Source organism: Mesorhizobium sp. B2-1-1 (genome assembly GCF_006442975.2).
Classification (GTDB): domain Bacteria; phylum Pseudomonadota; class Alphaproteobacteria; order Rhizobiales; family Rhizobiaceae; genus Mesorhizobium.
In genome coordinates, this window is sequence record NZ_CP083954.1 from 4,127,707 (window position 1) to 4,154,255 (window position 26,549).

At 62.5% G+C, this 26,549-nt stretch carries 28 protein-coding genes; 15 read left to right on the forward strand and 13 right to left on the reverse strand.

Annotated elements, in window-relative coordinates; genetic code table 11:
• Positions 1 to 265: 265 nt before the first annotated feature.
• From FJ972_RS20335 to hutI, 5 genes are all read right to left on the reverse strand, one after another.
• Positions 266 to 853, reverse strand: a complete 588-nt coding sequence (locus tag FJ972_RS20335) for a HutD family protein (protein WP_140521727.1) — start codon at positions 851 to 853, stop codon at positions 266 to 268.
• Positions 854 to 864: 11 nt separating this feature from the next.
• Positions 865 to 2,535, reverse strand: a complete 1,671-nt coding sequence (hutU, locus tag FJ972_RS20340; protein WP_140521725.1) for a urocanate hydratase — start codon at positions 2,533 to 2,535, stop codon at positions 865 to 867.
• A gap of 36 nt (positions 2,536 to 2,571) precedes the next feature.
• A complete protein-coding gene (gene hutG / locus FJ972_RS20345; protein ID WP_140521723.1) occupies positions 2,572 to 3,387 on the reverse strand; it encodes an N-formylglutamate deformylase in 816 nt (271 codons plus the stop codon).
• 70 nt (positions 3,388 to 3,457) lie between these two features.
• Positions 3,458 to 4,993, reverse strand: coding sequence for a histidine ammonia-lyase (gene hutH, locus FJ972_RS20350; RefSeq protein ID WP_140521721.1), 1,536 nt, complete (start codon positions 4,991 to 4,993; stop codon positions 3,458 to 3,460).
• On the reverse strand, positions 4,990 to 6,225 hold the full coding sequence (gene hutI / locus FJ972_RS20355) for an imidazolonepropionase (RefSeq protein ID WP_140521719.1): 1,236 nt from the start codon (positions 6,223 to 6,225) through the stop codon (positions 4,990 to 4,992). The genes hutH and hutI overlap by 4 nt, the downstream gene beginning before the upstream one ends.
• Before the next feature lie 96 nt (positions 6,226 to 6,321).
• On the opposite strand from hutI, the gene FJ972_RS20360 reads away from it, so the two are divergent.
• A complete protein-coding gene (locus FJ972_RS20360) occupies positions 6,322 to 7,677 on the forward strand; it encodes a formimidoylglutamate deiminase (RefSeq protein ID WP_140521717.1) in 1,356 nt (451 codons plus the stop codon).
• A gap of 13 nt (positions 7,678 to 7,690) precedes the next feature.
• Positions 7,691 to 8,437: a histidine utilization repressor gene (gene hutC / locus FJ972_RS20365; RefSeq protein ID WP_140521715.1), complete on the forward strand. Its 747-nt coding sequence runs from the start codon at positions 7,691 to 7,693 to the stop codon at positions 8,435 to 8,437.
• Positions 8,438 to 8,498: 61 nt separating this feature from the next.
• Here the strand turns inward: hutC and FJ972_RS20370 are convergent, their stop codons facing one another.
• On the reverse strand, positions 8,499 to 8,843 hold the full coding sequence (locus tag FJ972_RS20370; protein ID WP_056562755.1) for a RidA family protein: 345 nt from the start codon (positions 8,841 to 8,843) through the stop codon (positions 8,499 to 8,501).
• A gap of 221 nt (positions 8,844 to 9,064) precedes the next feature.
• Here FJ972_RS20370 and aztA point away from each other — a divergent pair, with 221 nt between their 5' ends.
• From aztA to FJ972_RS20390, 4 genes are all read left to right on the forward strand, one after another.
• Positions 9,065 to 9,898 carry a zinc ABC transporter ATP-binding protein AztA gene (gene aztA / locus FJ972_RS20375; protein ID WP_140494152.1) on the forward strand — a complete coding sequence of 278 codons (834 nt, stop codon included), beginning with the start codon at positions 9,065 to 9,067 and terminating at the stop codon, positions 9,896 to 9,898.
• Entirely contained in the window at positions 9,898 to 10,773 is an 876-nt protein-coding gene (gene aztB / locus FJ972_RS20380) for a zinc ABC transporter permease AztB (protein WP_140515812.1), read from the forward strand. Before aztA ends, aztB begins: the two co-directional genes overlap by 1 nt.
• 28 nt (positions 10,774 to 10,801) lie before the next feature.
• Entirely contained in the window at positions 10,802 to 11,743 is a 942-nt protein-coding gene (aztC, locus tag FJ972_RS20385; protein WP_140494154.1) for a zinc ABC transporter substrate-binding protein AztC, read from the forward strand.
• 144 nt (positions 11,744 to 11,887) lie between these two features.
• The gene (locus FJ972_RS20390; RefSeq protein ID WP_140494156.1) at positions 11,888 to 12,226 is read left to right on the forward strand and encodes a TIGR01244 family sulfur transferase; all 339 of its coding nucleotides are present in this window, start codon (positions 11,888 to 11,890) and stop codon (positions 12,224 to 12,226) included.
• Here FJ972_RS20390 and FJ972_RS20395 read toward each other — a convergent pair.
• Positions 12,223 to 12,690: an Lrp/AsnC family transcriptional regulator gene (locus tag FJ972_RS20395; protein WP_140494158.1), complete on the reverse strand. Its 468-nt coding sequence runs from the start codon at positions 12,688 to 12,690 to the stop codon at positions 12,223 to 12,225. The two genes, FJ972_RS20390 and FJ972_RS20395, sit on opposite strands and share 4 nt — an antisense overlap.
• Positions 12,691 to 12,828: 138 nt before the next feature.
• Here FJ972_RS20395 and hppD point away from each other — a divergent pair, with 138 nt between their 5' ends.
• From hppD to FJ972_RS20410, 3 genes are all read left to right on the forward strand, one after another.
• Complete coding sequence (gene hppD / locus FJ972_RS20400; protein ID WP_140521713.1) at positions 12,829 to 13,941, forward strand: 4-hydroxyphenylpyruvate dioxygenase; 1,113 nt, start codon at positions 12,829 to 12,831, stop codon at positions 13,939 to 13,941.
• Positions 13,942 to 14,011: 70 nt separating this feature from the next.
• A complete protein-coding gene (locus tag FJ972_RS20405) occupies positions 14,012 to 14,236 on the forward strand; it encodes a type II toxin-antitoxin system Phd/YefM family antitoxin (RefSeq protein WP_023813589.1) in 225 nt (74 codons plus the stop codon).
• Positions 14,233 to 14,610, forward strand: coding sequence for a type II toxin-antitoxin system VapC family toxin (locus tag FJ972_RS20410; protein ID WP_140494162.1), 378 nt, complete (start codon positions 14,233 to 14,235; stop codon positions 14,608 to 14,610). The genes FJ972_RS20405 and FJ972_RS20410 overlap by 4 nt, the downstream gene beginning before the upstream one ends.
• Before the next feature lie 9 nt (positions 14,611 to 14,619).
• On the opposite strand, the gene FJ972_RS20415 is transcribed toward FJ972_RS20410, so the two are convergent.
• The 3 genes from FJ972_RS20415 to hmgA all read right to left on the reverse strand — a co-directional run bounded on the left by FJ972_RS20415 (position 14,620) and on the right by hmgA (position 17,621).
• Complete coding sequence (locus FJ972_RS20415) at positions 14,620 to 15,156, reverse strand: DinB family protein (RefSeq protein WP_140494164.1); 537 nt, start codon at positions 15,154 to 15,156, stop codon at positions 14,620 to 14,622.
• A 19-nt stretch (positions 15,157 to 15,175) separates the two neighbouring features.
• Positions 15,176 to 16,189 carry a fumarylacetoacetate hydrolase family protein gene (locus FJ972_RS20420; RefSeq protein WP_140521711.1) on the reverse strand — a complete coding sequence of 338 codons (1,014 nt, stop codon included), beginning with the start codon at positions 16,187 to 16,189 and terminating at the stop codon, positions 15,176 to 15,178.
• A 118-nt stretch (positions 16,190 to 16,307) separates the two neighbouring features.
• Entirely contained in the window at positions 16,308 to 17,621 is a 1,314-nt protein-coding gene (gene hmgA / locus FJ972_RS20425) for a homogentisate 1,2-dioxygenase (RefSeq protein WP_140521709.1), read from the reverse strand.
• A gap of 99 nt (positions 17,622 to 17,720) precedes the next feature.
• Between hmgA and FJ972_RS20430 the strand changes: the two genes are divergently transcribed.
• The 4 genes from FJ972_RS20430 to FJ972_RS20445 all read left to right on the forward strand — a co-directional run bounded on the left by FJ972_RS20430 (position 17,721) and on the right by FJ972_RS20445 (position 20,560).
• Positions 17,721 to 18,164, forward strand: coding sequence for a MarR family winged helix-turn-helix transcriptional regulator (locus tag FJ972_RS20430; RefSeq protein ID WP_140521707.1), 444 nt, complete (start codon positions 17,721 to 17,723; stop codon positions 18,162 to 18,164).
• A gap of 158 nt (positions 18,165 to 18,322) precedes the next feature.
• Positions 18,323 to 18,961 (forward strand): lysophospholipid acyltransferase family protein, encoded by a 639-nt coding sequence (locus FJ972_RS20435; RefSeq protein WP_140521705.1) that lies wholly within the window; start codon positions 18,323 to 18,325, stop codon positions 18,959 to 18,961.
• A gap of 20 nt (positions 18,962 to 18,981) precedes the next feature.
• Positions 18,982 to 19,908 carry a phosphatidate cytidylyltransferase gene (locus FJ972_RS20440; protein WP_413466299.1) on the forward strand — a complete coding sequence of 309 codons (927 nt, stop codon included), beginning with the start codon at positions 18,982 to 18,984 and terminating at the stop codon, positions 19,906 to 19,908.
• Between the two features lie 4 nt (positions 19,909 to 19,912).
• Complete coding sequence (locus FJ972_RS20445) at positions 19,913 to 20,560, forward strand: CDP-alcohol phosphatidyltransferase family protein (RefSeq protein ID WP_181167398.1); 648 nt, start codon at positions 19,913 to 19,915, stop codon at positions 20,558 to 20,560.
• 39 nt (positions 20,561 to 20,599) lie between these two features.
• Here the strand turns inward: FJ972_RS20445 and tdh are convergent, their stop codons facing one another.
• The gene (tdh, locus tag FJ972_RS20450) at positions 20,600 to 21,634 is read right to left on the reverse strand and encodes an L-threonine 3-dehydrogenase (RefSeq protein ID WP_140494176.1); all 1,035 of its coding nucleotides are present in this window, start codon (positions 21,632 to 21,634) and stop codon (positions 20,600 to 20,602) included.
• 52 nt (positions 21,635 to 21,686) lie between these two features.
• Positions 21,687 to 22,874 (reverse strand): glycine C-acetyltransferase, encoded by a 1,188-nt coding sequence (locus FJ972_RS20455; RefSeq protein ID WP_140521700.1) that lies wholly within the window; start codon positions 22,872 to 22,874, stop codon positions 21,687 to 21,689.
• 307 nt (positions 22,875 to 23,181) lie between these two features.
• Between FJ972_RS20455 and FJ972_RS20460 the strand changes: the two genes are divergently transcribed.
• Positions 23,182 to 25,254 carry a putative bifunctional diguanylate cyclase/phosphodiesterase gene (locus FJ972_RS20460; RefSeq protein ID WP_140521698.1) on the forward strand — a complete coding sequence of 691 codons (2,073 nt, stop codon included), beginning with the start codon at positions 23,182 to 23,184 and terminating at the stop codon, positions 25,252 to 25,254.
• 72 nt (positions 25,255 to 25,326) lie between these two features.
• A complete protein-coding gene (locus tag FJ972_RS20465) occupies positions 25,327 to 26,061 on the forward strand; it encodes a polysaccharide deacetylase family protein (RefSeq protein WP_140521696.1) in 735 nt (244 codons plus the stop codon).
• A gap of 67 nt (positions 26,062 to 26,128) precedes the next feature.
• On the opposite strand, the gene FJ972_RS20470 is transcribed toward FJ972_RS20465, so the two are convergent.
• The gene (locus FJ972_RS20470; protein WP_224655784.1) at positions 26,129 to 26,527 is read right to left on the reverse strand and encodes a MarR family winged helix-turn-helix transcriptional regulator; all 399 of its coding nucleotides are present in this window, start codon (positions 26,525 to 26,527) and stop codon (positions 26,129 to 26,131) included.
• Positions 26,528 to 26,549 lie beyond the last annotated feature (22 nt).

The following is a 26,549-nucleotide window of genomic DNA, read 5'->3' on the forward strand; positions in this document are numbered from 1 at the left end:
GAAAATTCCGTAAGCGGGCACTCAGCGGCGTCACCGCCACGGCAATGGCCCTAAAACCGATTCAAATGCAATTGGTTGCATGCCCAGCTTTTGCCGAAAATTGTTTCCGCACCACGACAAGGCATCGTCTTTCGACAGTTTCAAAGACGAACGCCCCTCACTCCCGCCGAGACCGATCGACGGAAAGGATTCAGGCTTTTTCGTGATCCCGGCTGGAGCTTACCCTATATTTCGCCGGCATCACGATCATGTTTGGAAACAAGCGTTAATCGTTGGGTCGAATGCCATCGATCCGGACCACGAATACTGTCGGGTGGTCGATGGGCTTGATGCGCAGGCCAGCTGTGGCTGAGGCAGTCAGGAGTGCGTCGAGGTGGCTAAGGCGAATAGGCTCTGCGGCGGAAACCAAGACTTCCCCACCCAGGCACAGGACGAGGGTCGCTCTGCTTTCAATCCCGATTTCCAAAGGGTTCGACATTACGAGGCGTTCGACGGAATGCCTCATGCGGCCACGCCGGGTCATCACGTTGAGATCGGTGATCGGACCGGCGATCAGTTCGGCACTGGTCGGCCGGTCGGCTGGAAAGGAAAACGGCGCTGAAGCGGCGGTCAGGCACGCCGGCGGCTCGCCGGCGACATCAAGAATGATCCCCTCGCCTTCCAATACCGACAGGGTGCGGTCAATGCCGGCAAAGCTGGAGAACGGCCCGCTGCCTTCGACGCGGGCCATCGAGACACGCCAATCGAAGGTGTCGAGCCCGGCATCGGCCGGCGAGACGGCGATTTCCGTCGTCACGCCGCCGCCGTTCTTCCACGGCATCGATTTGTATTCGGCTGCCCGCAGGACGCGCATCGGTCGGCCTGTTATCCCAGAATGCCGGGCAAATTGAGCTGATGCTCCCTGGCGCAATCGATGGCGATGTCGTAGCCGGCGTCGGCGTGCCTCATGACGCCGGTCGCCGGATCGTTCCACAGCACCCGCTCCAGGCGCCTGGCTGCCTCAGGCGTGCCGTCCGCGACGATGACCATGCCTGCATGCTGGGAAAAGCCCATGCCGACACCGCCGCCATGGTGCAGCGACACCCAGGTGGCGCCCGATGCCGTGTTGAGCAAGGCGTTGAGCAGCGGCCAGTCGGAAACCGCATCCGAGCCGTCCTTCATCGCCTCGGTCTCGCGGTTCGGCGAGGCGACCGAGCCGGAATCGAGATGGTCCCGGCCGATGACGACAGGCGCCTTGAGTTCGCCTTTGGCTACCATCTCGTTGAAGGCCAAGCCCAGCCGGTGGCGGTCGCCGAGGCCGACCCAGCAAATGCGCGCCGGCAAGCCCTGGAAGGCGATGCGCTCGCGCGCCATGTCCAGCCAGTTGTGCAAATGGGTGTTGCCGGGCGTCAGTTCGCGCACCTTGGCATCGGTCTTATAGATGTCCTGCGGGTCGCCGGAAAGGGCCGCCCAGCGGAACGGGCCGATGCCGCGGCAGAACAGCGGGCGGATATAGGCCGGCACGAAACCGGGAAAGGCAAAGGCGTTCTCGAAGCCTTCTTCCTTGGCGACCTGGCGGATGTTGTTGCCGTAGTCGAGCGTCGGCACGCCGGCGTTCCAGAAGGCCACCATCGCCTCGACATGCTCGCGCATCGAGGCGCGGGCGGCTTTCTCGACTGCTTTCGGGTCGGACGTGCGCTTCTCGCGCCACTCGGCCAGCGTCCAGCCCTTGGGCAGATAGCCGTTCAACGGATCGTGCGCCGAAGTCTGGTCGGTGACCATATCGGGGCGCACGCCGCGCCGCACCAGCTCGGGCACGATATCGGCGGTGTTGCCGACCAGGCCGACCGACTTCGCCTCGCCTGCCCTGGTCCAGCGCGCGATCTTCTCCAGCGCCTCGTCAAGCGTATCGGCCCGCTCGTCGACATAGCGGGTGCGCAGCCGGAAATCGATGCGGTCGGGATCGCATTCGACGGCCAGGCAGCAGGCGCCGGCCATGACGGCGGCGAGAGGCTGCGCGCCGCCCATGCCGCCGAGGCCGCCAGTCAGGATCCATTTGCCCCTGAGATCGCCGCCATAGTGCTGGCGTCCGGCTTCGACGAAGGTCTCGTAGGTGCCCTGCACGATGCCTTGCGTGCCGATATAGATCCACGAGCCGGCCGTCATCTGGCCGTACATCATCAGGCCTTTCCTATCGAGCTCGTTGAATTTCTCCCAGGTCGCCCAATGCGGCACCAAATTGGAGTTGGCGATCAAAACGCGCGGCGCGTCCGGATGGGTGCGGAAGACGCCGACCGGCTTGCCGGACTGCACCAGCAGCGTCTCGTCCTCGCCAAGCGTCTTCAGCGAAGCGGCGATGCGGTCGAAATCGTTCCAGGTGCGCGCGGCCCGGCCGATGCCGCCATAGACGACCAGTTCGTTGGGATTTTCGGCGACATCGGGATCGAGATTGTTCATCAGCATGCGCAGCGGCGCTTCGGTCGTCCAATACCTGGCATTGAGCTTGTCGCCGCGGGGGCTGCGCACTTCGCGGATGTTGTGGCGAGGATCGGTCATGTCGTCACTTCCCTTTCAGATGAGTGCGGCGAGGCGTCAGCTCTCGACCCACGAAATCGCGGTCTCGAGGATGGATGTCAGCGTGGCGCGGATCGGCGCGGCGAAGGCGGCGTCGTAAGGCACCGGCCAGTTGTCGGGCGCGCCCTTGCCTTCGGGCTCTCGCATGTAGCCGCGGTTGGACAGTTCCATCTGCAGCGCATGGACGCCGTTTTGCGGCTGGCCGAAATGGCGCGTGATCCACCCGCCCTTGAAGCGGCCATTGACCACGAAGGTCTCGCCGGTCTCGGCCAGGATCCCGGCGACCTTTTCCTGCAGCGCCGGATCCGTGCTCTTGCCGTCATTGGTGCCGAGATTGAAGACCGGCAGCGTGCCATCGAACAGGCGCGGCAGCACAGAGCGGATCGAGTGGCAGTCATAGAGGACGATTTTGCCATGCAATCCGCGCAGCCGGTCGATCTCGGCCTGGAGCGCGGCATGATAGGGCATGAAGAATTTTCGGCGGCGCTCGTCGATTTCCGACGGTCCCGGTTCCTCGCCTGTACGGTAGAGCGGATCGCCATCGAAGGTTTCGGTCGGGCAGAGGCCGGTCGTCGCGTGACCAGGGTAGAGCGAGGCCCCGGACGGATCGCGATTGACGTCGATGACGGTGCGCGAGATGGCGGTGTGCACGACGGTGGCGCCAAGACCTGCGGCAAAATCATAGAGCTTGTCGATCCACCAGTCGCAGTCGCGCTGGCCAAGCCAGCTCGAGACCAGCCGGTTGTCGAGACCGGCGAGATCGATGCCGGTGTGCGGCATGGAAACCAGCAGCGGTGCGGTGCCTTGATTTACCGTCAGCCAAGGAGGTGTCATGCGAGATCTCCGCAAGTTGGAGCTCTACGGCTGGGATGCGAAGGAACGAGACCTATCATGCCAAGCACTCTCATGAGGCAATCCCCGGCAGCGCCACCGCGCTCGCCGCCTTCACCGCCGCACCGCTTCGCACCATGGCGATGGCTTTCTCCATGTCGGGATGGAAATGCCGGTCGTTGTCGAGATGCGGCACCTCGGCCCTGACCAATTTGCGCACCGCTTCGAGTGCGGCGCTGGAAGCAAGCGGCGCGTGGAAATCGCAGCCCTGGGTCGCGGCCAGCAACTCGATGCCGATGACGGCCGTGGCGTTCTCGACCATGCCGATCAGCCGGCGCGCACCATGTGCGGCCATCGAGACGTGATCCTCCTGGTTGGCCGAGGTCGGGATCGAATCGACGCTTGCTGGATAGGCCTTCTGCTTGTTTTCGGAAACCAGCGCTGCCGCCGTCACCTGCGGGATCATGAAGCCGGAATTCAGGCCGGGCTTCGGCGTCAAAAAGGCGGGCATGCCCGACAGCGCAGGGTCGACCAGCATGGCGATGCGGCGCTCCGACAGCGAGCCGATCTCGCAGACGGCGAGTGCGATCATGTCGGCAGCGAAAGCCACCGGCTCGGCATGGAAATTGCCGCCCGACAAGGCGGTGTCGTCCTCGGCGAAGATCAAGGGATTGTCGGTGACGCCATTGGCTTCCGTGCCGAGCGTGTCAGCCGCCTTGCGCAACACGTCCAGAGCGGCCCCCATCACCTGCGGCTGGCAGCGCAGGCAATAGGGATCCTGCACGCGCTCGTCGCCGACGCGGTGGGATTCGCGGATGGCGCTGCCGGCCATCAGACTGCGTAGCGCATTCGCCGTCTCGATCTGGCCGCGATGCTTCCTCAAGAGATGGATGCGCGGATCGAAGGGGGCGTCCGAGCCCCTGGCGGCGTCGGTGGACAGTGCACCCGCGACCAGTGCCGACTGGTAGAGAACTTCGGCCTCGAACAAGCCCGCCAGCGCGTAGGCGGTCGAGAATTGCGTGCCGTTAAGCAGCGCCAGCCCTTCCTTGGCGCCAAGGATGACAGGCTCCAGCCCATGCGAGACGAAGGCGACCTTGGCCGGGAAGCGGCCATGCGGCGTGAAGCATTCGCCGACGCCGATCATCACGGCCGTCATGTGTGACAGCGGCGCGAGGTCGCCGGAGGCGCCGACCGAACCTTGCGCCGGCACCACCGGGATGACATCGTTGGCCAGCATCGCTTCCAGCAGCTCGATGGTGCGCGACCGCACGCCGGAGGCGCCCTGCGCCAGGCTGGCAAGCTTCAAGGCCATCATCAGCCTGCAAACAGCGACCGGCATCGGCTCGCCGACGCCGGCGGCGTGCGAGAGCACGATGTTGCGCTGGAGCGTTTCGAGATCCTGGGCAGGAATGCGGACGCTGGCCAGTTTGCCGAAACCGGTGTTGATGCCATAGACCGGCTCGCCCTTGGCGACGATGCGTGCGACAGCCTCCGCACTCGCCTTGATCTTTGGCCGGCAGGCATCGTCGAGCCTGGGCACGGCGCCGCGATAGATGGCGCGCCAGTCGGCCAGGGTCACGTTGCCGGGTTTCAGTACGAGTTCGGTCATTGTCCTCTCCAGATGCGCGCGTGCAAGGGGTTGAAGCCCATGCGGTAGACGAGTTCGGCAGGGCGCTCGATGCTCCAGATCGCTAGATCGGCGGATTTGCCCGCCTCCAGCGTGCCGGTCTGTCCGAGCAGACCCAGTGCGCGGGCGGCTTCGCGGGTCACGCCCGCGAGGCATTCATCGACCGTCATGCCGAACAAGCTCGCCGCCATGTTCATGGTCAGCAGCAACGACGTCAGCGGCGAGGTGCCGGGATTGTTGTCGGTGGCGACGGCCATCCTGACGTCATGCCTGCGGAATAATTCGATCGGAGGTTTCTTCGTTTCGCGAATAAAATAGTAGGCGCCGGGCAGGATCGTCGCCACGCTGCCCGATGCAGCCATTGCCGCCGCGCCTGCCTCATCGGTGTATTCGAGATGATCGGCCGACAACGCGCCATAGCGCGCGGCGAGTTCGGCGCCATGCAGGTTCGACAATTGGTCGGCATGGAGCTTTACCGGCAGGCCAAGCGCCTTTGCGGCTTCGAAGACCCGTGCCATCTGCTCGACCGAAAACGCGATGCCTTCGCAGAAACCATCGACGGCGTCGGCAAGCCCGTCGGCAGCAATGGCCGGCAGGATCGTGGCGGTGATGAGATCGATGAAGGCGTCCTTGTCGCCCTTGGCTTCCGGCGGCAAGGCATGGGCGCCGAGAAAGGTCGTGCGGATCGTCACCGGGCGCTCGGCGCCCAGGCGGCGCGCCGCGCGCAGCGACTTTTTCTCGTTTTCCAGGTCAAGGCCATAGCCGGACTTGACCTCGACGGTGGTGGCGCCCTCGGCGATCAGCGCATCGAGACGCGGCAGTGTCTGAGCGACCAGTTCGTCCTCACCCGCGGCACGCAAGGCCCCAACCGACGAGACGATGCCGCCGCCGGCCCTGGCGACCTCCTCATAGGTGGCGCCGGCCAGCCGCATCTCGAACTCGTTGGCGCGGTCGCCGGCATGGACGAGATGGGTGTGGCAGTCGATCAGGCCGGGCGTGATCCAGCGGCCCTCGCAATCGACGATCTCGGCACGCTGCTCGAACGCCGCCGGAATATCGGCTTCGGCGCCGGCATAGACGATGATGCCGTCACGCGCGGCGACGGCGCCCTTTTCGACGACGCCCTGCCCTGCTGCCCCTTCGGCAAAAGTCGCCAGGCGCGCATTGCGCCATATGCGAACCGCCGCCGCCCGGCCCCTGCTTTCTCCAGCCATCATATTTTCCCTTTGAAAGGATGGCGGTTATGTATATACATATTAAAAAGCACCGCAAGTGCTATTGTCATCATAAGCCAGGATTCGGAGAACAACGTGACGGCGATCTTTGCGGAACAGGCGCTTCTGCCGGAAGGCTGGCGAAGCAATGTGCGCATCGCCCTGGGCGGAGGCCGCGTTGCGGCAATCGACGCCGGGGTTGCGCCGAACACCGGCGACGAACGCCACGCCATCGTCCTGCCGGGCATGCCCAACCTGCATAGCCACGCGTTCCAGCGCGGCATGGCCGGACTTGCCGAGTTGCGCGGCCCGTCGGCCGACAGTTTCTGGAGTTGGCGCGAGGTGATGTACCGTTTCGCGCTGTCGATGACGCCCGACCAGGTCGAGGCGGTCGCCGCCCAGCTCTATGTCGAGATGCTGGAGGCCGGCTTTTCGCGTGTGGGCGAATTTCATTATCTGCATCACGACCGCGACGGAAAGCCCTACGCCAACATTGCCGAAATGGCCGAGCGCATCGCGGCCGCCGCCGCAGAAACCGGCATAGGCTTGACGCTGCTGCCGGTCTTCTATGCACACTCTTCTTTCGGCGGCGCGGCTCCCAACGAAGGTCAGCGCAGATTTCTCAATGATGTTAACCGGTTCTCACGCCTGGTTGAGAAAAGTCGCGAATGTGTTCGCGCCTTGAATCAAGCGGTCATCGGCGTCGCCCCCCATAGTTTGCGTGCCGCGACGGTCGAGGAGTTGCGACAAGTCGCTGCGATGGCGCCGGACGGACCGATCCACATCCACGTCGCGGAACAAGTGAAGGAGGTCGAGGACTGCATTGCCTGGTCGGGCGCGCGTCCGGTCGAGTTTCTGCTTGGCCATGCCAATGTCGACCGGCGCTGGTGCCTGATCCATGCCACCCACATGACCGATGCCGAGACCATGGCGATGGCAAAAAGCGGCGCGATCGCTGGGCTGTGCCCGATCACCGAAGCCAATCTCGGCGATGGCATTTTTGCGGCGCCGCTGTTCGCGCAACATGGCGGCCGCTTCGGCGTCGGCTCCGATTCCAACGTGCTGATCGGGCTGCCGGACGAACTTCGGCAACTCGAATATTCGCAGCGTCTTGCCCACCGCGCCCGCAACGTGCTGGCGGTCGCCGGCGGCTCGACCGGCCGCGCGCTGTTCGACGCAGCGCTTGACGGCGGCAGCGTCGCCCTTGGCGCCGGCGCCTCGCGGATCGCCATTGGCGCATCCGCCGACCTCGTATCGCTCGACCACAGCCAGGCTTCGCTTGCCGGCAAGACCGGAGACGCGATCCTCGACGCCTGGATCTTCGCCAACGGCACCAAGGTCGATTGCGTCTGGGTGCACGGCCAAAAGCAAGTCAGCGGCGGCAAGCACGCCAGGCGCGACGCCATCGCGGCGTGTTTCCGCAATGTCATGACCGCGCTTTCGGCAGGCTGATCAGGGACAGCCCATGAGCATGGTGGCGACAGCGGAGACGGAGGGCGGCGAGACGGTGTCGCTGCATCAGCGTATCCTGTCCGACATAAGCGAGAAAATCCTGTCCGGCGCCTGGGCGCCGGGGCATCGCATCCCGTTCGAGCACGAGCTGACGACCGAATATGATTGCTCGCGCATGACGGTGAACAAGGCACTGTCGCAGCTTGCCAAGTCAGGACTGATCGAACGCCGCCGGCGCTCAGGCAGCTTCGTGCGTCAGCCGCAATCGCAAGCGGCGGTGCTGGAAATCCACGACATCAGGATCGAGGTCGAAGCGCTCGGCCTGCCCTATCGCTATGAGCGGCTGGCGCGCCTGAAGCGGCGCAGCAGCGCGCAAGACCGGTCGCTGCTCGGGCTTTCTGCCTCGGGTTGGGTACTATCGCTGGAATGCCTGCATTTCGCCGGAGAGCGACCGTTCGCGCTCGAAGAGCGGCTGATCAATCTCTCCGCCGTCACGGAAGCCGGCGAGGAAGAGTTCCTCGACATTGCACCGGGCCCGTGGCTGATCGGCCGTGTGCCATGGAGCGAGGCCGAGCATCGCATTCGTGCTGTTGCCGCCGACGAGCGTGTTGCCGATGCCCTCGACATCGACCTGAGCGCGGCCTGTCTTGTGGTCGAGCGCCGGACATGGAGCGCCGAGCACCCGGTCACCCATGTGCGCTTCACCTATGCAGCCGAGAGCCACACGTTGGTGGCAAGATTCACGCCGTCACACGGATAGCATCTCTTCCCTTCTCCCCTTTTTGCCTCGCAAGGAAGGGGAGAAGGGAAAGCGCAGCGCCTCAGATCGCCGCGGTGATAATGATCTCGACCAGATATTCCGGACCGGCGAGCTTGGCTTCGCCGGTGGCGCGTGCGGGTGTGTGGCCCTGCGGCACCCACTTGTCCCATTCCGAGTTCATCTCGGCGAAGGTGCCCATGTCGGCCAGCCAGATGATCGCCTGGACGATCTTGGTCTTGTCGGTGCCGGCCTTGGCCAGCAATTCGTCGATCGTCGCCAGAATATCGCGAGTCTGCGAGGCGACATTGCCGCCCGGCTCTCCGACCTGGCCGGCCAGATAGACGGTATTGCCGTGAATGACGATCTGGCTCATGCGCGGGCCAACATCGATGCGACGAATGCTCATGGGAGGTTTCCTTCCTTTGTGGTCGCGCCTCTTTAGAGTTGGCACCGGCTTCGGGCAAGGCCGAGCGTTCCAAATCCCCTTGGACCAGCAGCGCCGGAGGGTCACGGCAAGTTGAGCCGGCAGCCACAATTCCGCTCGATTGGCTTGTTGACTAATGTAATAACATCACATATCCAATCGGCGCTGCCCGGCAGCCGCACTACCGCCCCACGGACCGTCAAATGACCGAAACCTGCCTGACATTCCGTGACCTGACGCTTGGCTATAACAGCCATCCGGCGATCCATCATCTGGACGGCATCATACGCAAAGGCTCGCTGACCGCCGTCGTTGGCGCCAATGGTTCGGGCAAGTCGACGTTGATGAAGGGTATCGTCGGCGTGCTGAAGCCGATGGCCGGCGCTGTGACGCGGGCGCCTGGCGTGCGCGCCGCCTATCTGCCGCAGCAGTCGGAACTCGACCGCAGCTTTCCGGCCCGGGTCGTCGATCTGGTCTCGCTCGGCCTGTGGCCGAAACGCGGGCTGCTCGGCCGCCATACCAAGGAGGATCGCCAATCCGTCAGCGAGGCGTTGATGGCGGTCGGCCTTGGCGGCTTCGAGACCCGCCCGATCGACACGCTGTCGGGCGGCCAGTTGCAGCGCACCTTGTTTGCCCGCGTGCTGTTGCAGGATGCGGATCTAATCCTGCTCGACGAGCCGTTCAACGCCGTCGATGCAAAGACGATGGGCGATCTTATTGCGCTGATCAAGCGCTGGCATGGCGAGGAACGCACAATCATGGTCGTCGTCCACGACCTCGACCTTGTCCGGCAGAATTTTCCCGAAACGCTGCTGCTGGCCCGCCAGCCTGTCGCCTGGGGCGAGACGAAGGAGACGCTGCGGCCTGAGAATCTCCTGCGGGCCAGGCGCTTCCATGAAGCGTGGGAAGAGAACGCGCCATGGTGCGAGCCGGGCGGACCCGATCATGACCATGACGGACATGATCACAATCATGATGAGCCTGCCCATGCACAGGATCGTCACCACCATCATGGCGCCGGACCAAGGGCTGCATGATGAACGTCTTCTACGAACTCTTCATCGCGCCTTTCGCCGATTTCGCCTTCATGCAGCGGGCGCTGTTCGGCTCGTTGATGCTGTCGCTCGGCGCCTGTCCGGTCGGCGTGTTCCTGATGTTACGGCGCATGAGCCTCTCGGGTGACGCCATGGCGCACGCGATCCTGCCGGGCGCCGCCGCCGGCTTCCTGCTTTACGGGCTGGAAATCCTGCCGATGACCATTGGCGGCCTGATCGCCGGCATCGTCGTTGCACTCGGCGCGGGCGCCGTCTCGCGATTCACCATCCAGCGCGAAGACGCCTCGATGGCCGCCTTCTACCTGATTTCGCTCGCCGTCGGCGTGCTGATGGTTTCGGTCCGTGGCTCCAGCGTCGACCTCATGCATGTGCTGTTCGGTACGGTGCTGGCGCTCAACGATGAAGCGCTGACGCTGATCGGCGGCATCGTGCTGGTGACGCTTGCCAGTCTCGCCGTCTTCTGGCGGGCCTTGGTCGCCGAATGCCTCGACCCGCTGTTCCTGCGCTCGGTCAGCCGGTGGGGCAGTCCGGTGCATTTCATTTTCCTCGGCCTCGTCGTGCTCAACCTCGTTGGCGGCTTCCAGGCGCTGGGCACGCTTCTGTCGGTCGGACTGATGATGCTGCCGGCCGCCGCGGCCCGTTTCTGGACCGTGCGCGTCGAACCGATGTGCGTGCTGGCCGTGCTGATCGGCTTTGCCTCCTGCATCGCCGGACTGCTTCTGTCCTACCACGCCTCGCTGCCCTCAGGCCCGGCGATCATCCTGTCGGCAGGCGTCGTCTATTTCGCCTCGATCCTGTTCGGCACACGCGGCGCGCTGCGCGCCCGCATCATCCATCACCGTCATCGGACGGCCTGATCCACCCCAGCCTCCAAGGAGACCGCCCATGTTGAAATCGATCCGCGCCGCCCTTACGATGAGCGTTATAACATTAACTGCTCTCGACGCGTCGTCGGCCTTTGCGGCGCCCTTGAAAGTGGTCGCAAGTTTTACCGTCATTGCTGATTTCGCCAGGAATGTTGGCGGCGACCGCGTCAACATCACCACCATCGTGGGACCCGACGGCGATGCGCATGTCTACGAGCCGAGCCCGGCTGATGCGGTAGCCATGGCGGGCGCCGATCTGGTGCTGGTCAACGGCCTGCATTTCGAGGGCTTTCTACAGCGGCTGGTCGATGCCAGCGCCACTAAGGCCTCGATCGTCACCCTGACCAAGGGCGTGGCGGCGATCGACTTCAAACCGGAATTCGCCGATGCGGACGCGGCGGAGGGCGCGGGTACCGGCGGCGGCAAGACGGTCACCGACCCACATGCCTTCCAGTCGATCGCCAACGCCAAGATCTATGTGAAGAACATTGCCGAAGCGTTCTGCGCGGCCGACAATGATGGCTGCGTCAGCTACCAGACCAACGCCGCGGCTTACACAAAGAAGCTCGACGCGCTCGAAAGCGAGGTGAAGGCGGCGATCCAGTCCATCCCCGAGGCAAAACGCGTTGTCATCACCTCGCATGACGCGTTCGGCTATTTCGAGCACGAATACGGCCTGACCTTCCTAGCGCCGGAGGGCGTCTCGACGGATTCCGAACCGTCGGCCGCCGACGTCGCCAAGCTGGTCGAGCAGGTCAAGCAGGACAAAGCGGCGGCGATCTTCGTCGAGAACATCACCAATCCGCGCCTGATCGAGCAGATCGCCAGCGAGACCGGCATCAAGGTCGGCGGCACGCTCTATTCCGACGCGCTGTCGCAGCCCGAAGGCCCGGCCTCGACCTATGTCGACATGATGCACAACAACATCACGCAGATCAAAGGCGCGATCCTCGGCAGTTGAGCCGCTCCGACCCAACCGGGCCCTCGCGGCCCGGTTGGATTTTCCGGTCAGCACTCGCTATTTGGCAGAGAAATCCCTCGGCGTGGATTGCCGGCCGTGCCGGGGAGTGGCAAGACTGCCCAACCAGATTGCGAGGACACCACAATGGAATACCGCGAGATCAGCGAGGACTATTCGGTCTCGGGCCAGATCCAGCCCGAGGACGTCGCCGCCATCAAGGCAGCCGGCTTCAAGAGCGTGATCTGCAACCGGCCGGACGACGAGCAGCCCGGCCAGCCTTCGGCCGACACGCTCAAGGCCGCAGTCGAGGCTGCCGGGCTTGCCTTCCGCTACATCCCCGTCATCAGCGGCCAGATCACGGCGGAGAATGTCGAGGACCAGGGACAAGCGCTCGACGAGCTGGAAGGCCCGGTGTTCGCCTACTGCCGTTCCGGCGCCCGCTGCACCAATCTCTATGGGCTGATTCAGCAGTCGAAGGGTTAGATTGGCAGCGCGCCCGTCTCCTTGAGCGTCTCGAGCACAATCGCCGTCTTGACGTGCTGCACAGATTCGTGGGGCAAGAGCACGCCATTGACGAACTCCGACAATGATTTCAGGTCGGGCGTAACCACCTTCAGGATATAATCCATTTCGCCGGTCAGCGCGTGCGCCTCCTGCACTTCGGGCAGCCGCGCCACCAGTTCGCCGAAGCGCCGCGCATTGTCGCGGTTGTGAGTGGCCAAGGTCACCGAGATGACGTTGACCAGCGAAAAGCCCAGCCGGTCGCGGTCAAGCACGGCGCGATAGCCCTTGATATAGCCGTCCTCCTCAAGCCGCTGGCGGCGGCGCGAACATTGCGAGGCCGAGAGGTTCACCCGCTCCGAAAGGTCGTTGTTGGTGAGCCGTGCGTCACACTGCAACAGCGCCAATATCTTGCGATCAAACTGATCAAGACGCGTATCATTCATGATACTTCCAAAAACCATGCACATTTCATGCATCAGATAAACATTTCAAGCGTTTGAATGCAAGCACCGTGCGACCTGCCCGCGCTATGATGAGTTGAGATGGCCCATCCAGGCCAAGCCAGCTTCCGGAGGATTATCATGGGTCCCTTCCCGCACGACGCCCCGCCCGCCAAGATCAGCAAGACCAACCCTGCCGGCACCGACGGTTTCGAGTTCGTCGAATTCGCGCATCCGGAGCCGCGGAAGCTGGCCGAGTTGTTCACCCGCATGGGCTACGTAGCCGTGGCCAGGCATCGCACCAAGGACATCACCGTCTGGCGGCAAGGCGACATCAACTATGTCGTCAACGCCGAGCCCAGCTCGCATGCGATGAAGTTCGTCGACAAGCATGGCCCATGCGCCTCCTCGATGGCGTGGCGGGTCGTGGACGCCAAGCATGCCTTCGAACACGCGGTATCGAAAGGAGCCACGCCTTACGAAGGCGCCGACAAGACGCTTGACGTGCCGGCGATCGTTGGCATCGGCGGCTCGCTGCTCTACTTCATCGAAACCTATGGCGAGAGGGGTTCGGCCTATGATGCCGAATTCGAATGGCTGGGCAAACGCGACCCCAGGCCGGAAGGCGTCGGCTTCTATTTCCTCGACCACCTCACGCATAATGTCTACCGCGGCAACATGGACAAATGGTGGGGTTTCTACCGCGACCTGTTTGGCTTCAAGCAGATCCATTTCTTCGACATCGACGGCAAGATCACCGGGCTGGTCAGCCGGGCGATCACCTCGCCCTGCGGCAAGATCCGCATTCCGCTCAACGAGTCCAAGGACGACACCAGCCAGATCGCCGAATATCTGAAGAAGTACAATGGCGAGGGCATCCAGCACATAGCGGTGGGCACCGACGCGATCTACGAGGCCACCGACAAGCTTGCCGCCAATGGGCTGAAATTCATGCCCGGCCCGCCGGAGACCTATTACGAGATGTCGCATGCACGCGTGAACGGCCATGACGAGCCGATCGAGCGCATGACGAAGCATGGCATTTTGATCGACGGTGAAGGCGTGGTCGACGGCGGCACGACGAAGATCCTCTTGCAGATCTTCTCCAAGACCGTGATCGGACCGATCTTCTTCGAATTCATCCAGCGCAAAGGCGACGAAGGCTTTGGCGAAGGCAATTTCCGCGCACTGTTCGAATCGATCGAGCAGGACCAGATCAAGCGCGGCGTGATCAAGGTGCAGGCCGCGGAGTAGATCGACCCCGACCAGGCGGCTTGCGGTTCGATAAATTATGACCTAAATTATGGTCACAAAGGATCGAGCCATGAATGTTTCCATCGCCGAGGCCAAGGCCAAATTGTCGGAACTCGTCAGCCGCGCGGAAGCCGGTGAAGAGATTGTACTCACGCGCCACGGCAAGGTGGCTGCGCGTATCGTGCCTCCGGCAGCGGCGGAACCCTTGCCGCGTATCGGCGCGTTGAAAGGCAAGATCTGGATTGCGGACGATTTTGACGAACTCGGCCCCGAATGGGACGAGTACGTCAAATGATGATCGGCCCGTTTCTCGCCGATACACATATCATCCTTTGGTCGATTTCGGACGATCGACGTCTCAGCAAGCACTACCGCGCCATCCTGGCTTCGGAAGCGGTGGTGTTCGCCAGCGCGGCAAGCGTCTGGGAAATTGCCATCAAGCGCTCAATCAGAAAACTCGATGCGCCGGATGATCTGCCAACACTGCTTCCAAGGATGCAATTTCAGCCGCTCGCCGTCACCTTCCAGCATGCGAACGCTGTCGCTGGCCTACCCCACCACCATGGCGATCCATTCGACAGACTACTGATTGCGCAGGCGCAAATGGACAAACTAACCATCATGACATCCGACCCGCATTTCGCCCGCTACGACGTCGCCCTGACATAAGCAGTGGTCTCACAAACCCAGCCGTCCAACCTCCTCCTGCCTCAGCTTCAAATCATAATCGAGCAGGAACTCGTCGAGTTGCGGCGGCGCGACCGACGTGCCGGACAGCATCGCGTGCACCTGGCCGCGATGGTGGATGTCATGCAGGAAAACATGGGCGAGGATATCGCCGATCTTTTCCGGGATCATGCCGTCTCCACGCCGGTCAGTGATGACATGGCGGTCGAGGTCGGCTTCCAACAAGGCATCGCAGAAGGTGATCAGCCTGCGGTCGAACTTGATCTGGGCCACTGACAAATCGGCTGCGTTATCGAACGGCACGAAATCATCGTACACCGCGGCGCCGATACCGCCCTGCTCCAGAAAATCGAGATAGAGAAGATCGACCGCAAGGATGTGGTTGAGCGTCGCCCTTATCGACGGGAAGAAGCTGATGCGATTGGCTTCGAATTCACCAGGCCCCAGCATAAGCACGGCGCGGTAGAGCCGGTCGTTCGACCAGCGGTTGTTGCGGGCCATTCGGCGCAGATGATCAAGCAGGTTCATCCTTCAACTTCTTGCGCTCTCACCCTTCATATTTCTCGACCGTCTGCTCGATGGCGCCGAAGATCGAATGCCCGGCCTTGTCCTTCATCTCTATGCGCACCGTGTCGCCGAAACGCAGAAACGGCGTCTTCGGCTCGCCGCTCTCGATGGTCTCGATCATGCGCAGTTCAGCGATGCAGGAATAGCCAGCGCCGCCGGCCGAGACAGGTTTGCCAGGCTCACCGCCGAGCTTGTTGGAGACTGTGCCGGAGCCGATGATGGTGCCGGCCGCCAGCGGCCGTGTTTTCGCCGCGTGCACGATGAGCGCAGGGAAATCGAACGTCATGTCGACGCCGGCATTCGCCCGGCCGAAAGGTTTGCCGTTGAGGTCGGCAAGCAGCGGCAGGCTGACCTTGCCGCCGTCCCAGGCCTCGCCCAACTCGTCCGGCGTCACCGCGACCGGCGAGAAGGCCGAGGACGGCTTGGATTGAAAGAAGCCGAACCCCTTGGCGAGTTCCGGTCCGGTGATCGCACGCAGCGTCACGTCGTTGACCAGCATCACCAGGCGAATCGCCTCCCGCGCTTTTTCGAGGCTGGCGCCCATCGGCACATCATCGACAACGACCGCGACTTCCGCCTCCATGTCGATGCCAGAGGCCTCGTCGGCCATGCGGATCGGGTCTCGCGGCGGGATGAAGCTGTCGGAGCCGCCCTGATAGATCAGCGGGTCGGTCCAGAAGCTCGCCGGCATCTCGGCCCCGCGCGCCTTCCGCACCAGCTCGACATGGTTCACATAGGCCGAACCGTCAGCCCATTGATAGGCGCGCGGCAGCGGCGAATGGGCATTATGTTCGTGAAAGCGCGCCGACGGCACCGCATTGCTCTCGAGCGACTCCGCCATTGCGGCCAGATGCGGCGAAATCCGCCGCCAATCGTCGAGCGCCGCCTGCAGCGTCGGCACCAGGAAGGAGGCATCGGTGAAGCGTGTAAGATCGCGCGAGACGACGACGAGCTTTCCGTCGCGCGTCCCGTTCTTCAATGTGGCAAGCTTCATGCGGTTTCCTCTCCTGACGCGGCCTTGCGCCGCTTGGCCCACAACAAGGCTGTTATGGGCAATCGTCAAGCCGCCGGCTCAACTTTCCTGAAGGCAGTTTTCCGGCGGCAGCGATCCTTCAGGACCAATCGCCCTCGGGCGTGCCATTGAAGCGCTTCTTCAGATCGGCCCAGCAGTCGATGTAATTGTCCTGCCTGGTGTCGAGTTCGGCAGCGTAGCGGGTCAGCATCTGCGAGAACCGGGTCTCGAACATGAAGGCCATGGTGTTGTCGAGCTTGACCGGTTTCAGATCCGCGCGCGAGGCCTTTTCGAAGCCAGGTGCATCCGGGCCATGGGCCAGCATCAGATTGTGCAGACTGATGCCGCCGGGAACGAACCCTTCTTCCTTGGCGTCGTACTGGCCGTGAATCAGCCCCATGAACTCGCTCATGATGTTGCGGTGATACCAGGGCGGGCGGAACGTATCCTCCGCCACCAGCCAGCGCGGCGGAAAGATGACGAAATCGATGTTGGCGGTGCCCTCCTCGCCGCTCGGCGCCGTCAGCACCGTGAAGATCGACGGATCGGGGTGGTCAAAGAGGATCGCACCAACCGGCGAAAACGCCGCCAGATCATATTTATAGGGTGCATAGTTGCCGTGCCACGCCACCACATCGAGGGGCGACTGGCCGATTTCCGTGACATGAAAATGTCCGCACCATTTGACGATCAGCCGGCAGGGCGTCTCCTTCTCCTCAAACCAGGCGCAGGGCGTCTTGAAATCGCGCGGATTGGCCAGGCAGTTGGCGCCGATCGGGCCGCGGTCGGGCATCGTCAGCTTGGCGCCGTAGTTCTCGCAGACATAGCCGCGCACTTCGGCATCGACCAGTTCGACCTTGAACACGAGACCGCGCGGCAGGACCGCGATCTCGCCGGGCCTGAGCTCGATGACCCCCATCTCGGTGACGAAGCGCAAGGCGCCCACCTGCGGCACCACCAGCAACTCGCCGTCGGCGTTGAAGAAATGGTCGTCGACCATCGACCTGTTGGCGACATAGACATGCGCCGCCATGCCGGTCTGCCCAAGCACGTCGCCGGCGGTGGTGATCGAGCGCATGCCGGCGATGAAGTCGGTCGGCTCCTTCGGCATCGGCACCGGGCTCCAGCGATACTGGCCGAGCGCCAGCTCATGATCGCCGACATTGGGCGCACTTTTCCAGAAGGGATAGCTCACCGACTTGAAGCGCCCGGTATGTCTGACGCTCGGCCTGATGCGGTAAAGCCAGGAGCGCTCATTGGTGCCGCGCGGCGCGGTGAAGGGCGAACCGGAGAGCTGCTCGGCATAGAGGCCGTAGGCCGGCCGCTGCGGTGAATTACGCCCGTGCGGCAGCGAACCCGGCAGGCTTTCGGTTTCGAAATCGTTACCGAAACCCGGCATGTAGGAAAAGGCCATCGCTTCCTCCTCGCGAATGCTTGACCAAATTGGTTTCATTTGTAACCATCCAAAATGTAACTATCAATGCCGTGCGCGGGCATTTCTCGATGGCTGGTCATGGAATCCGAAATCCTGGAACTCGAAAGCTTTCTGCCCTACCGGCTGTATCGGCTGGCCGATGCGCTGAGCCGCGAATTCTCTCGGATCTACAAGGAGCGTCACGGCCTCACACGGCCGGAATGGCGTACGCTTTCGGGGCTTGGCCAGCGCGGCACAATGACCGCGACGGAACTCGGCGCGCAGTCGGCGATGCACAAGACAAAGGTTTCGCGTGCCGTGGCGGAGCTTGAGCGTCGCCGCTGGCTCATCCGAACCACTGACGAGAACGATCGCCGCGTCGAGCACCTGGCGCTGACCAGAGCCGGACTTGCGGCCTATAGCGAGATGGTGCCACTGGCGAAGGCTTTCGAACAGGAACTGCTGGCCCAGCTGAGCGCCGACCAGCAAGCCTCCATCGTCAAAGGCGTTGCGTCATTGGAAAGCGCGTTGGGTCTGAGATAGCGGCTATCGGCAGATAGAATATGAGACGGTGGCTCGACGCGACAGCGCCTTGAAGCAGAGACTGTCTGGCGGTCATTTTCGATCGCTGCTTGCTCGGTGGCGGATTTTCAGCGCTGTATGTAAGCCGGTGATCATCGACGGGCGAATTGGGGGGAAGGATGAAGTCGCTGCTCGCGAGGCCGGTGGCCGTGGTCGTCTTGCTGTTTGCCCGAGCCATCACCGCCGTGCGGCCGTTTTGGCATGAAGGCAGATTGCCTCGGCGTCGCTCGATCTTCTTTGCCAATCATTCCAGCCATGGCGATTTCATCCTGATCTGGGCTGTTCTGCCGCCGCGCCTGCGTCGGCGGGTGCGTCCCGTAGCGGGTGCCGACTACTGGCTGAAATCAAAAGTCCGAGCCTTCATCGGCCGCGACGTTTTCAATGCCGTCCTGATCGAGCGCAATCGCAATGGACGCACGATGGATCCCGTCGAGAGCATGGGGGAGGCGATGAGAGAAGGCTCTTCGCTCATTCTCTTCCCGGAAGGCACGCGCAACCAATCCGACGCGTCCTTGCAGCCATTCAAGTCCGGGCTGTTCCATTTGGCGGCATCGCACCCGGATTTCGAGTTGGTGCCGGTATGGATCGCCAATCTCAACCGGGTGATGCCGAAAGGGGAATTCGTGCCTATCCCGCTGATCTGCACCGTGACGTTCGGCGAGGCAATGCACCTGGCTGACGGCGAGAGCAAGGATATGTTCCTCGAGCGGGCACGTGGGGCGCTGCTGGCGCTGGCACCGAAAAAGGCAGCGGAATGAGCTCAACCCAATTCGATATGATGGTTCTCGTGCTCGGCGTCTGCGGGATCCTGCTCGTGGCCTCTTTCGTGGGGCATATCCTGGAGCGACGGCTGTCGCCGGAAGGCTCCAACCCAGCCATCGAGAACCTCAACGCCCGTATCAATGCCTGGTGGGTAATGGCGATCCTCATCGCCATAGCATTCATCGCCGGGCGGATCGGCGTCCTGCTTCTCTTTGGCTTCTGTTCCTTCGCCGCACTTCGCGAATTCGTGACGCTGACCAATACCCGGCGTGCCGACCACTGGGCGCTGGCCACGGCGTTTTTCGTCGTGCTGCCGGTACAGTATGTGCTGCTCTGGATCGAGGACTACGGGGTCTTTTCTGTTTTCATCCCGGTCTACGCCTTCCTGTTGATGCCAATCATCTCAGCCATACGGGGCGACACCCAGCACTTCCTCGTTCGAATTGCCGAGGTGCAATGGGCGTTGATGATCTGCGTTTTCTGCGCCTCCCACGTCCCGGCTCTTCTGACGTTGCATATTCCCGGCTACGAGGGTCGCAATGTGCTTCTGATAGCCTTCCTTGTCATCGTCGTGCAATTGAGCGACGTACTGCAATACATCTGGGGAAAGGCGATCGGGCATACGAAGATCGCACCAAAGCTTTCGCCGTCCAAGACGCTTGAAGGTTTCCTCGGCGGCGTTGCAAGCGCCAGCCTCATCGGCGCTGGCCTGTGGTGGATCACGCCGTTCTCTCCGCTTCAGGCGGGCGCGATGGCCTTCCTGATCACGCTGATGGGTTTTTTCGGCGGCCTTGTGATGTCCGCCATCAAACGTGACCGCGGCGTGAAGGATTGGGGCCATCTGATCGACGGCCATGGCGGCCTGATAGATCGGCTGGATTCGGTGGTTTTCTCCGCTCCGATCTTCTTCCATCTCACTCGTTATTTCTGGTCACCGGGATGAGGCAGTGATGAACACGGGCGATCGCAGACCACTTGCAAGCCGCGACACGCGCTGGGCACAAGCGACGGCCAGACGTCTCGCCGCACTCTCCGTGACCCCCAACCAGATTTCGCAGGCCAGTATCCTCGCCGGCGCGCTGGCAGGCACGGCCTTCTGGCTTGGCGGGCAGAGCGGCGGCACTTCTCGTTTGCTGCTGTTGCTGGGCGCGGCGCTGTTTTGCCAACTGCGGCTGCTGTGCAATCTGTTCGATGGCATGGTCGCCGTCGAGGGCGGCAAGGCGTCGGCCGACGGGCCGTTCTGGAACGAGTTCCCGGACAGGCTCGCCGATATCGCCATCATGGCCGGCATAGGTTACGGCATCGGCATGCCTGGCCTTGGCTGGGCAGCGGCCTGTTTTTCGGTTCTCACCGCCTATGTGCGGGAATTGGGGCGGGCCAACGAGACGCCGAGTGATTTCACCGGACCGATGGCCAAGCCACATCGCATGGCAGTCGCAACCGTCGCGGCACTGCTATCTACCGGAGAATTCCTTTGGAATGGCCACAACGAAGTCTTGACGCTTGCGCTCGCCGCCATTGCCATCGGCGCCGCCGCAACTGCGTTGCGGCGCGCCTGGCGACAGGTGCGATGGCTGAAAACCAGGCGACCCTAGCATCGCCTGCCTCGAAGCCTGAGACTCCCGGCGCATCGATTACCAGTCCATCACCACCTTGCCCGAACTGCCGCTGCGCATCGCGTCGAATCCAACCTGGAAATCATCGATGCCGATGCGGTGCGTGATCAGGCCTGAGACGTCGAGCGGGCCCTGGACCAGCGCGATCATCTTGTACCAGGTCTCGAACATCTCGCGGCCATAGATGCCCTTGAGATGCAGCATCTTGAAGATGACCTTATTCCAGTCGATCTCGAACCCGGTCGGCGCAATGCCGAGGATGGCGATCTTGCCGCCATTGTTCATGGTGTCGATCATGTCGCGGAAGGCGGGGGCTGCCCCCGACATTTCCAGGCCGACATCAAAACCCTCCGTCATGCCGAGCGCCGGCATCACGTCGCTCAGTTTTTCCTTGGAGGCGTCGACGACGTGCTGGACGCCAAGCTTGCGCGCAAGATCCAGCCGAACCGGATTGATATCGGTGATAACGACCTTCCTGGCGCCGACGCATTGCGCCACCAGCGCGCCCATGATGCCGATCGGTCCGGCGCCGGTGACCAGCACGTCCTCGCCGACCAGATCAAATGACAATGCGGTGTGAACCGCATTGCCCAGGGGATCGAAGATCGCGGCGATCTCGTCCGGCACATCGTCGGGGATCGGCACGACATTGTGCTGTGGGATCGCCAGGTACTCGCCGAAGGCGCCCGGGCGATTGACGCCGACGCCGAGCGTGTTGCGGCACAGATGCCCCCTGCCCGCGCGGCAGTTGCGGCAATGTCCGCAGACGATGTGGCCTTCGCCCGACACGCGTTGGCCGACCTTGTATTCGGTGACCGCGGCGCCGAAATCCGCGACGGTGCCGACGAATTCATGGCCGGTCACCATCGGCACGGGCACCGTCTTCTGCGCCCACTGGTCCCAATTGTAGATGTGGACGTCGGTGCCGCAGATCGCGGTCTTCTTCACCTTGATCAGGACGTCGTTGGGGCCGATTTCCGGCACCGGCACCTCTTCCATCCAGATGCCCGGCTCGGCCTTGGCCTTCACCAGCGCCTTCATCATGTTCGACATTCTTTTGTCCCTTGAATCTCTTGATCCGGAAGCGGTTTGCGGCGCCGGTCGCTCAGGAAATCACACCTAGTTCCTTGCCAACCGCACCGAAAGCCTCGACCGCCCGATCAATGTCGGCGCTGGAATGCGCAGCCGACATCTGCGTGCGGATGCGCGCCTGGCCCTTGGGCACCACCGGGAAGGAGAAGCCGATGACATAGATGCCGCGTTGCAGCATGCGCGCCGCCATCTCCTGCGCCAAGCTGGCATCGCCCAGCATGACCGGGATGATCGGATGGCCGGCGCCTGCCAGCGTGAAGCCGAGCTTCCCCATCTGTGTCCGAAACCGTTCCGCATTGGCATATAGGCGCTCGCGCAGGGCATCGCCATTGCGGATCATGTCGAACACTCTGATCGAGGCGCCGGCGATCGCCGGCATCAGCGTGTTGGAAAACAGATAGGGCCGCGAGCGCTGGCGCAGCCAGTCGACCACCTGTTTCTTGCCGGACGTGTAGCCGCCGGAAGCGCCGCCCAGCGCCTTGCCGAGCGTACCCGTGATGATGTCGACCCTGCCCTCGACGCCGCAATGCTCAGCCGAGCCGCGGCCGTTCCTGCCGACGAAGCCGACCGCGTGACTGTCGTCGACCATGACCATGGCATCGTATTTTTCGGCCAGATCGCACACACCCGCGAGATTGGCGATGATGCCATCCATCGAGAACACGCCGTCGGTGGCGATCAGCCGGAACCGGCAATCCTTCGCCTCCTTCAGCCGCGCCTCGAGATCCGCCATATCGTTGTTGGCGTAGCGGAAGCGCTTGGTCTTGGACAGCCTGACCCCGTCGATGATGGAAGCGTGGTTCAGCGCATCGGAGATGATCGCGTCCTCCTCGCCCAGAAGCGTCTCGAACAGTCCACCATTGGCATCGAAGCAGGAGCCGTAGAGGATGGTGTCGTCCATGCCGAGGAAGGACGATATCGTCGCTTCCAACTGCTTGTGCTCCTCCTGCGTGCCGCAGATGAAACGCACCGAAGCCATGCCGTAGCCGTAGCGGTCGAGCGCGTGCTTTGCCGCCTCGCGCAGGTCGGGGCTGTCGGCGAGGCCGAGATAGTTGTTGGCGCAGAAATTCAGCACCTTCTCGCCGCCGACATCGATCTCAGCCGACTGCGTGGAGGAAATCACCCGCTCGGACTTGTACAGTCCGGCCGATCTGAGCCCCTCAAGTTCGCCGTCGATATGGGAGAGAAATGCTGCGGTCATGATCGTGCCTCGTTTGACGTGGGCCGACTGTCGTCCCGCACGCACAAAAAATCCACCGCAAAAGCGACCGGATCAGGTGGCTGGGTAATGTCGAACGGATGCCGCAGGCATGGCTCGAGGGACGATCCGGATCACATGGGGCCGGCGAATGTTCAAATGCGGACCGGCCGCGAAAGAGGCCGATAACCATTTCGCGACCTTTAAGCCTTTCCCCTTGTCGGCCAGCTGTCGATTTCCAGTCCTGTTAATGTTTGCAGTTCAATGATGCTCATACAGGAATCCGTTGGCGAGAGGGCCGCCCCCCAAGATGTCGCAGCAGCCGGTGCAAACCGTTTCAGGCAAGCTCATACTGCTGATCAAGGCTGGTTATTGGCTGGCGCTGCTGATCATCGCCGCCATGGTGGTGGCTTCCTTCATCCTGCTGCAGCAGGTGATGGCCACCCAACGGCACAACCATACGCTGCTCGATATCGTCAGCACGCAAAAGACGCTGTCGCAGCGCATCGTCTTCCTCGCCGGTGCGACCGGTGCTGCTTCGCGCGACAAGCAGCCGGCGCTCGTCAACGCGCTCAAGCAGGCGACGGCGGAGTTCGAAACCAACTATGACCTGCTGCTCAAGCAGACGGCCGCCGATCCAAAGTCGCCGGCCAGGCTCGATCCGAAGACGATCGAGAACGTCCTTTTCGGCAAGCCTTTTCATCTCGACTATTTTTCCGTCGGGCTGGTCGCCAATGGCGAACGCCTGGTATCGGCCTTCTCGTCCCAACTCGCACTCGGCGACAATAGAGGCTACAAGGGCGGTTACGAACGCGTCACCCTCGACGCCTCGGTCGCCAACGCAACATTGTCGGGCTATTCGGCGCTGGGCCAGCGCATCAGCGCTTTCGCCGACGAACGATCCGAAAAGATGCTCGATCTGCACCGCACGCTGTTTTACGCCACGATCGGCGTCATCGTTCTGGTGGCGCTGTTCATCTTCCGGCCCATGTCAAACGCGATCCTGCGCAAGACGCGCGAACTCGTCGATGCGCGCAATTCGATGGCCTTCATCGCCGTTCATGACGGGCTGACAGGTCTGCACAACCGCACATTCCTGACCGACCATTTCGACACGCTGATCAAGAGCGCGCATCGTCGGCGCGAACGTCTTGCGGTGGTGCAGCTTGATCTCGACCGGTTCAAGCAGATCAACGACACGCTCGGCCACGCCGCTGGCGACTATGTGCTGGTCATCACGGCCCAGCGCATGCGCGATTCCTGTCGGGCGTCGGATCTGTGCGTGCGCCTCGGTGGCGACGAGTTCGTGATGATCCTCAACGGCGCCGGCGGCAGCGAAGACATCAACATGCTGGCACGGCGCATTCTTGCGCACATCAACGAGCCGATCGTCTTCCAGGGCACGACCATTCTACCGGGCGCCAGCGGCGGCATCGCCGTCTATCCGATCGACGCCGACAACGCCCAGGACCTGCTGGTTCACGCTGATCTGGCGCTTTACTCCGCCAAGAAGATGGGCGGCGGCAATTTCTCGTTCTTCTCCGAGGAATTGCGTCGCGAACTCGATTATCGCAAGCAACTCGAGCACGACATCAAGGTTGCCATTTCACAGCAGGCATTCCAGGTCTATTTCCAGCCGCAGGTTTCACTGAGCGACGGCACGATCAGTGGCATCGAGGCGCTGGTGCGCTGGAACCATGCCGAGCGCGGCATGATCTCGCCTGGCGAATTCATTCCCGTCGCCGAGAAATGCGGTTTCATGCCTGATATCGGCCGCATCGTCATCAGCAAGGCGATCAACGAAGCCGCCGAATGGAACCGCGACGGCATTGCTTTCGGACGGCTTGCGGTCAACGTATCCGGAACCGAATTGCGCGAGCACGACTTCGATGCTTTCCTGTTCGAGACGCTTGAGAAGGCCGGCCTGCCGCCGCAGAAACTGTCGCTGGAAATCGTCGAATCCGTCATTCTCGATGACGAGAAGACAGGCATCGCGGCAAAGCTACGCCATATCAGGGCCGCCGGCGTTCATCTTGAGCTCGACGATTTCGGCACCGGTTACGCATCGCTCAGCCACGTCAATCCCAACGAGATCGACCGGCTGAAGATCGATCGCCGCTTCGTCCAGAACATCCATGAGAACGGTGACAACTCCAAGATCGTGCGCGCCATCACCGAACTCGCGCGCGGCCTTGGTATCTCGATCGTCGCGGAGGGCGCCGAGACCGAAGCCGAACTCGATTCACTGATGGCCATCGGATGCGACCAGGTGCAGGGCTACTCCATCGCCTTCCCGATGCCGCAGGACAAAGCCCGTGACTGGCTGAGCGCCCGCATGCCGAAGAAGGCCAGGCTAACGGTGCTGCAGGGAAGCCTGGCGTAGGCAGCCCTCACCCGCGCTTGACAACTCATCACCGAGATGGCGCCCTGTGACGATCGCAAACGGGTAGTCCCGATGCCGCTTCTGCTTGCTTTGCTGACCATGCTCGCCGCATTTCCCGCTTATGCAGTGGATCGCACCATCTATCTGACTTTCGATGACGGACCGCTGAACGGCACCAGCAACATCCTCGACGTGCTGGAAGCGCAGCAGGTGCCGGCGACGTTGTTCATGGTCGGCATGCATGCGCAGGCGAGCGCGGGCAACAAGGCATTAGTCAGACGCGCAAAAGCTCTGCCGCTGGTGACGGTCGGCAATCACAGCTACAGCCACGCCAACAACCGCTACCAACATTTCTATGCCGATACGGAAGGCGTGGTGGCAGACATGCTGCGGGCCAACGCCGTGCTCGGGCTCGCTCCGGAGGTTCATGCGAGGCTGCCTGGGCGCGACGTGTTCAGACTGCCCTCAATGTCGAAGAACGACACCTCGCTCGGCCTTGCGCAGGAAGGCCGTGAGGAGCCGGACTATGAATTCGTCGCCGCTTCCCGCTTCTATCTCTATGGCTGGGACCATGAGTGGGTGCATGACGACACAGGCAAGCCGGTGCAGAGCGTCGACCACTTGGTCAGCGAGATCGATCACCTGTTCGGCTATGGCCGCTTCGTCAAGCACGGAAAGATGATCCTGCTCATGCATGACGAGATGTTCCAGGACGGCTTCGACGGCAAGACGAAACTGGCCATGCTGATTACCGCGCTGAAGCAGCGCGGCTATGCCTTTGGGACAATCCAGAGTTATGACGACTGAGGCGGTGATCCGGCTTTCCTACAGCGCGTAGTGTCGAAGAGATTCACGCGGCGCGCCTTGGACATCGTCAGCTTTCCACGTTGGCCCGCAAGGTCGCCAGCACTTGCGCAAACTCCGCCAGCCTGTCGTCTGACAGGCCCACGCGCAGCCGCTTGTCGAAGGCAAGCGCCGCCTTGCGCAGTGTCTCGAACATCGCTTCTCCGGCCTCTGTCAATTCGACCAGATGGACCCGGCGGTTGACGGGATCGCGGCGGCGCGTCAGCAATCCTTGCGCCTCCATCGCGTTTAGATGATGGGTGAGCGTCGCTCCCTGTATGCCGATCATTCCGGCGAGCTCGCGCTGGTTGGCTAGCTCGCTCGATTTGACCGACAGCAGAGTAAGCCAGACGGGCAACGTGCCGCCCGCTTCAACCAACGCGGTGTCGAAGGCCTGTGCAACAAGCTTGGCGGTGCGGCCGAGATTCATGCCGACCGGCGGGCGTTCAAAG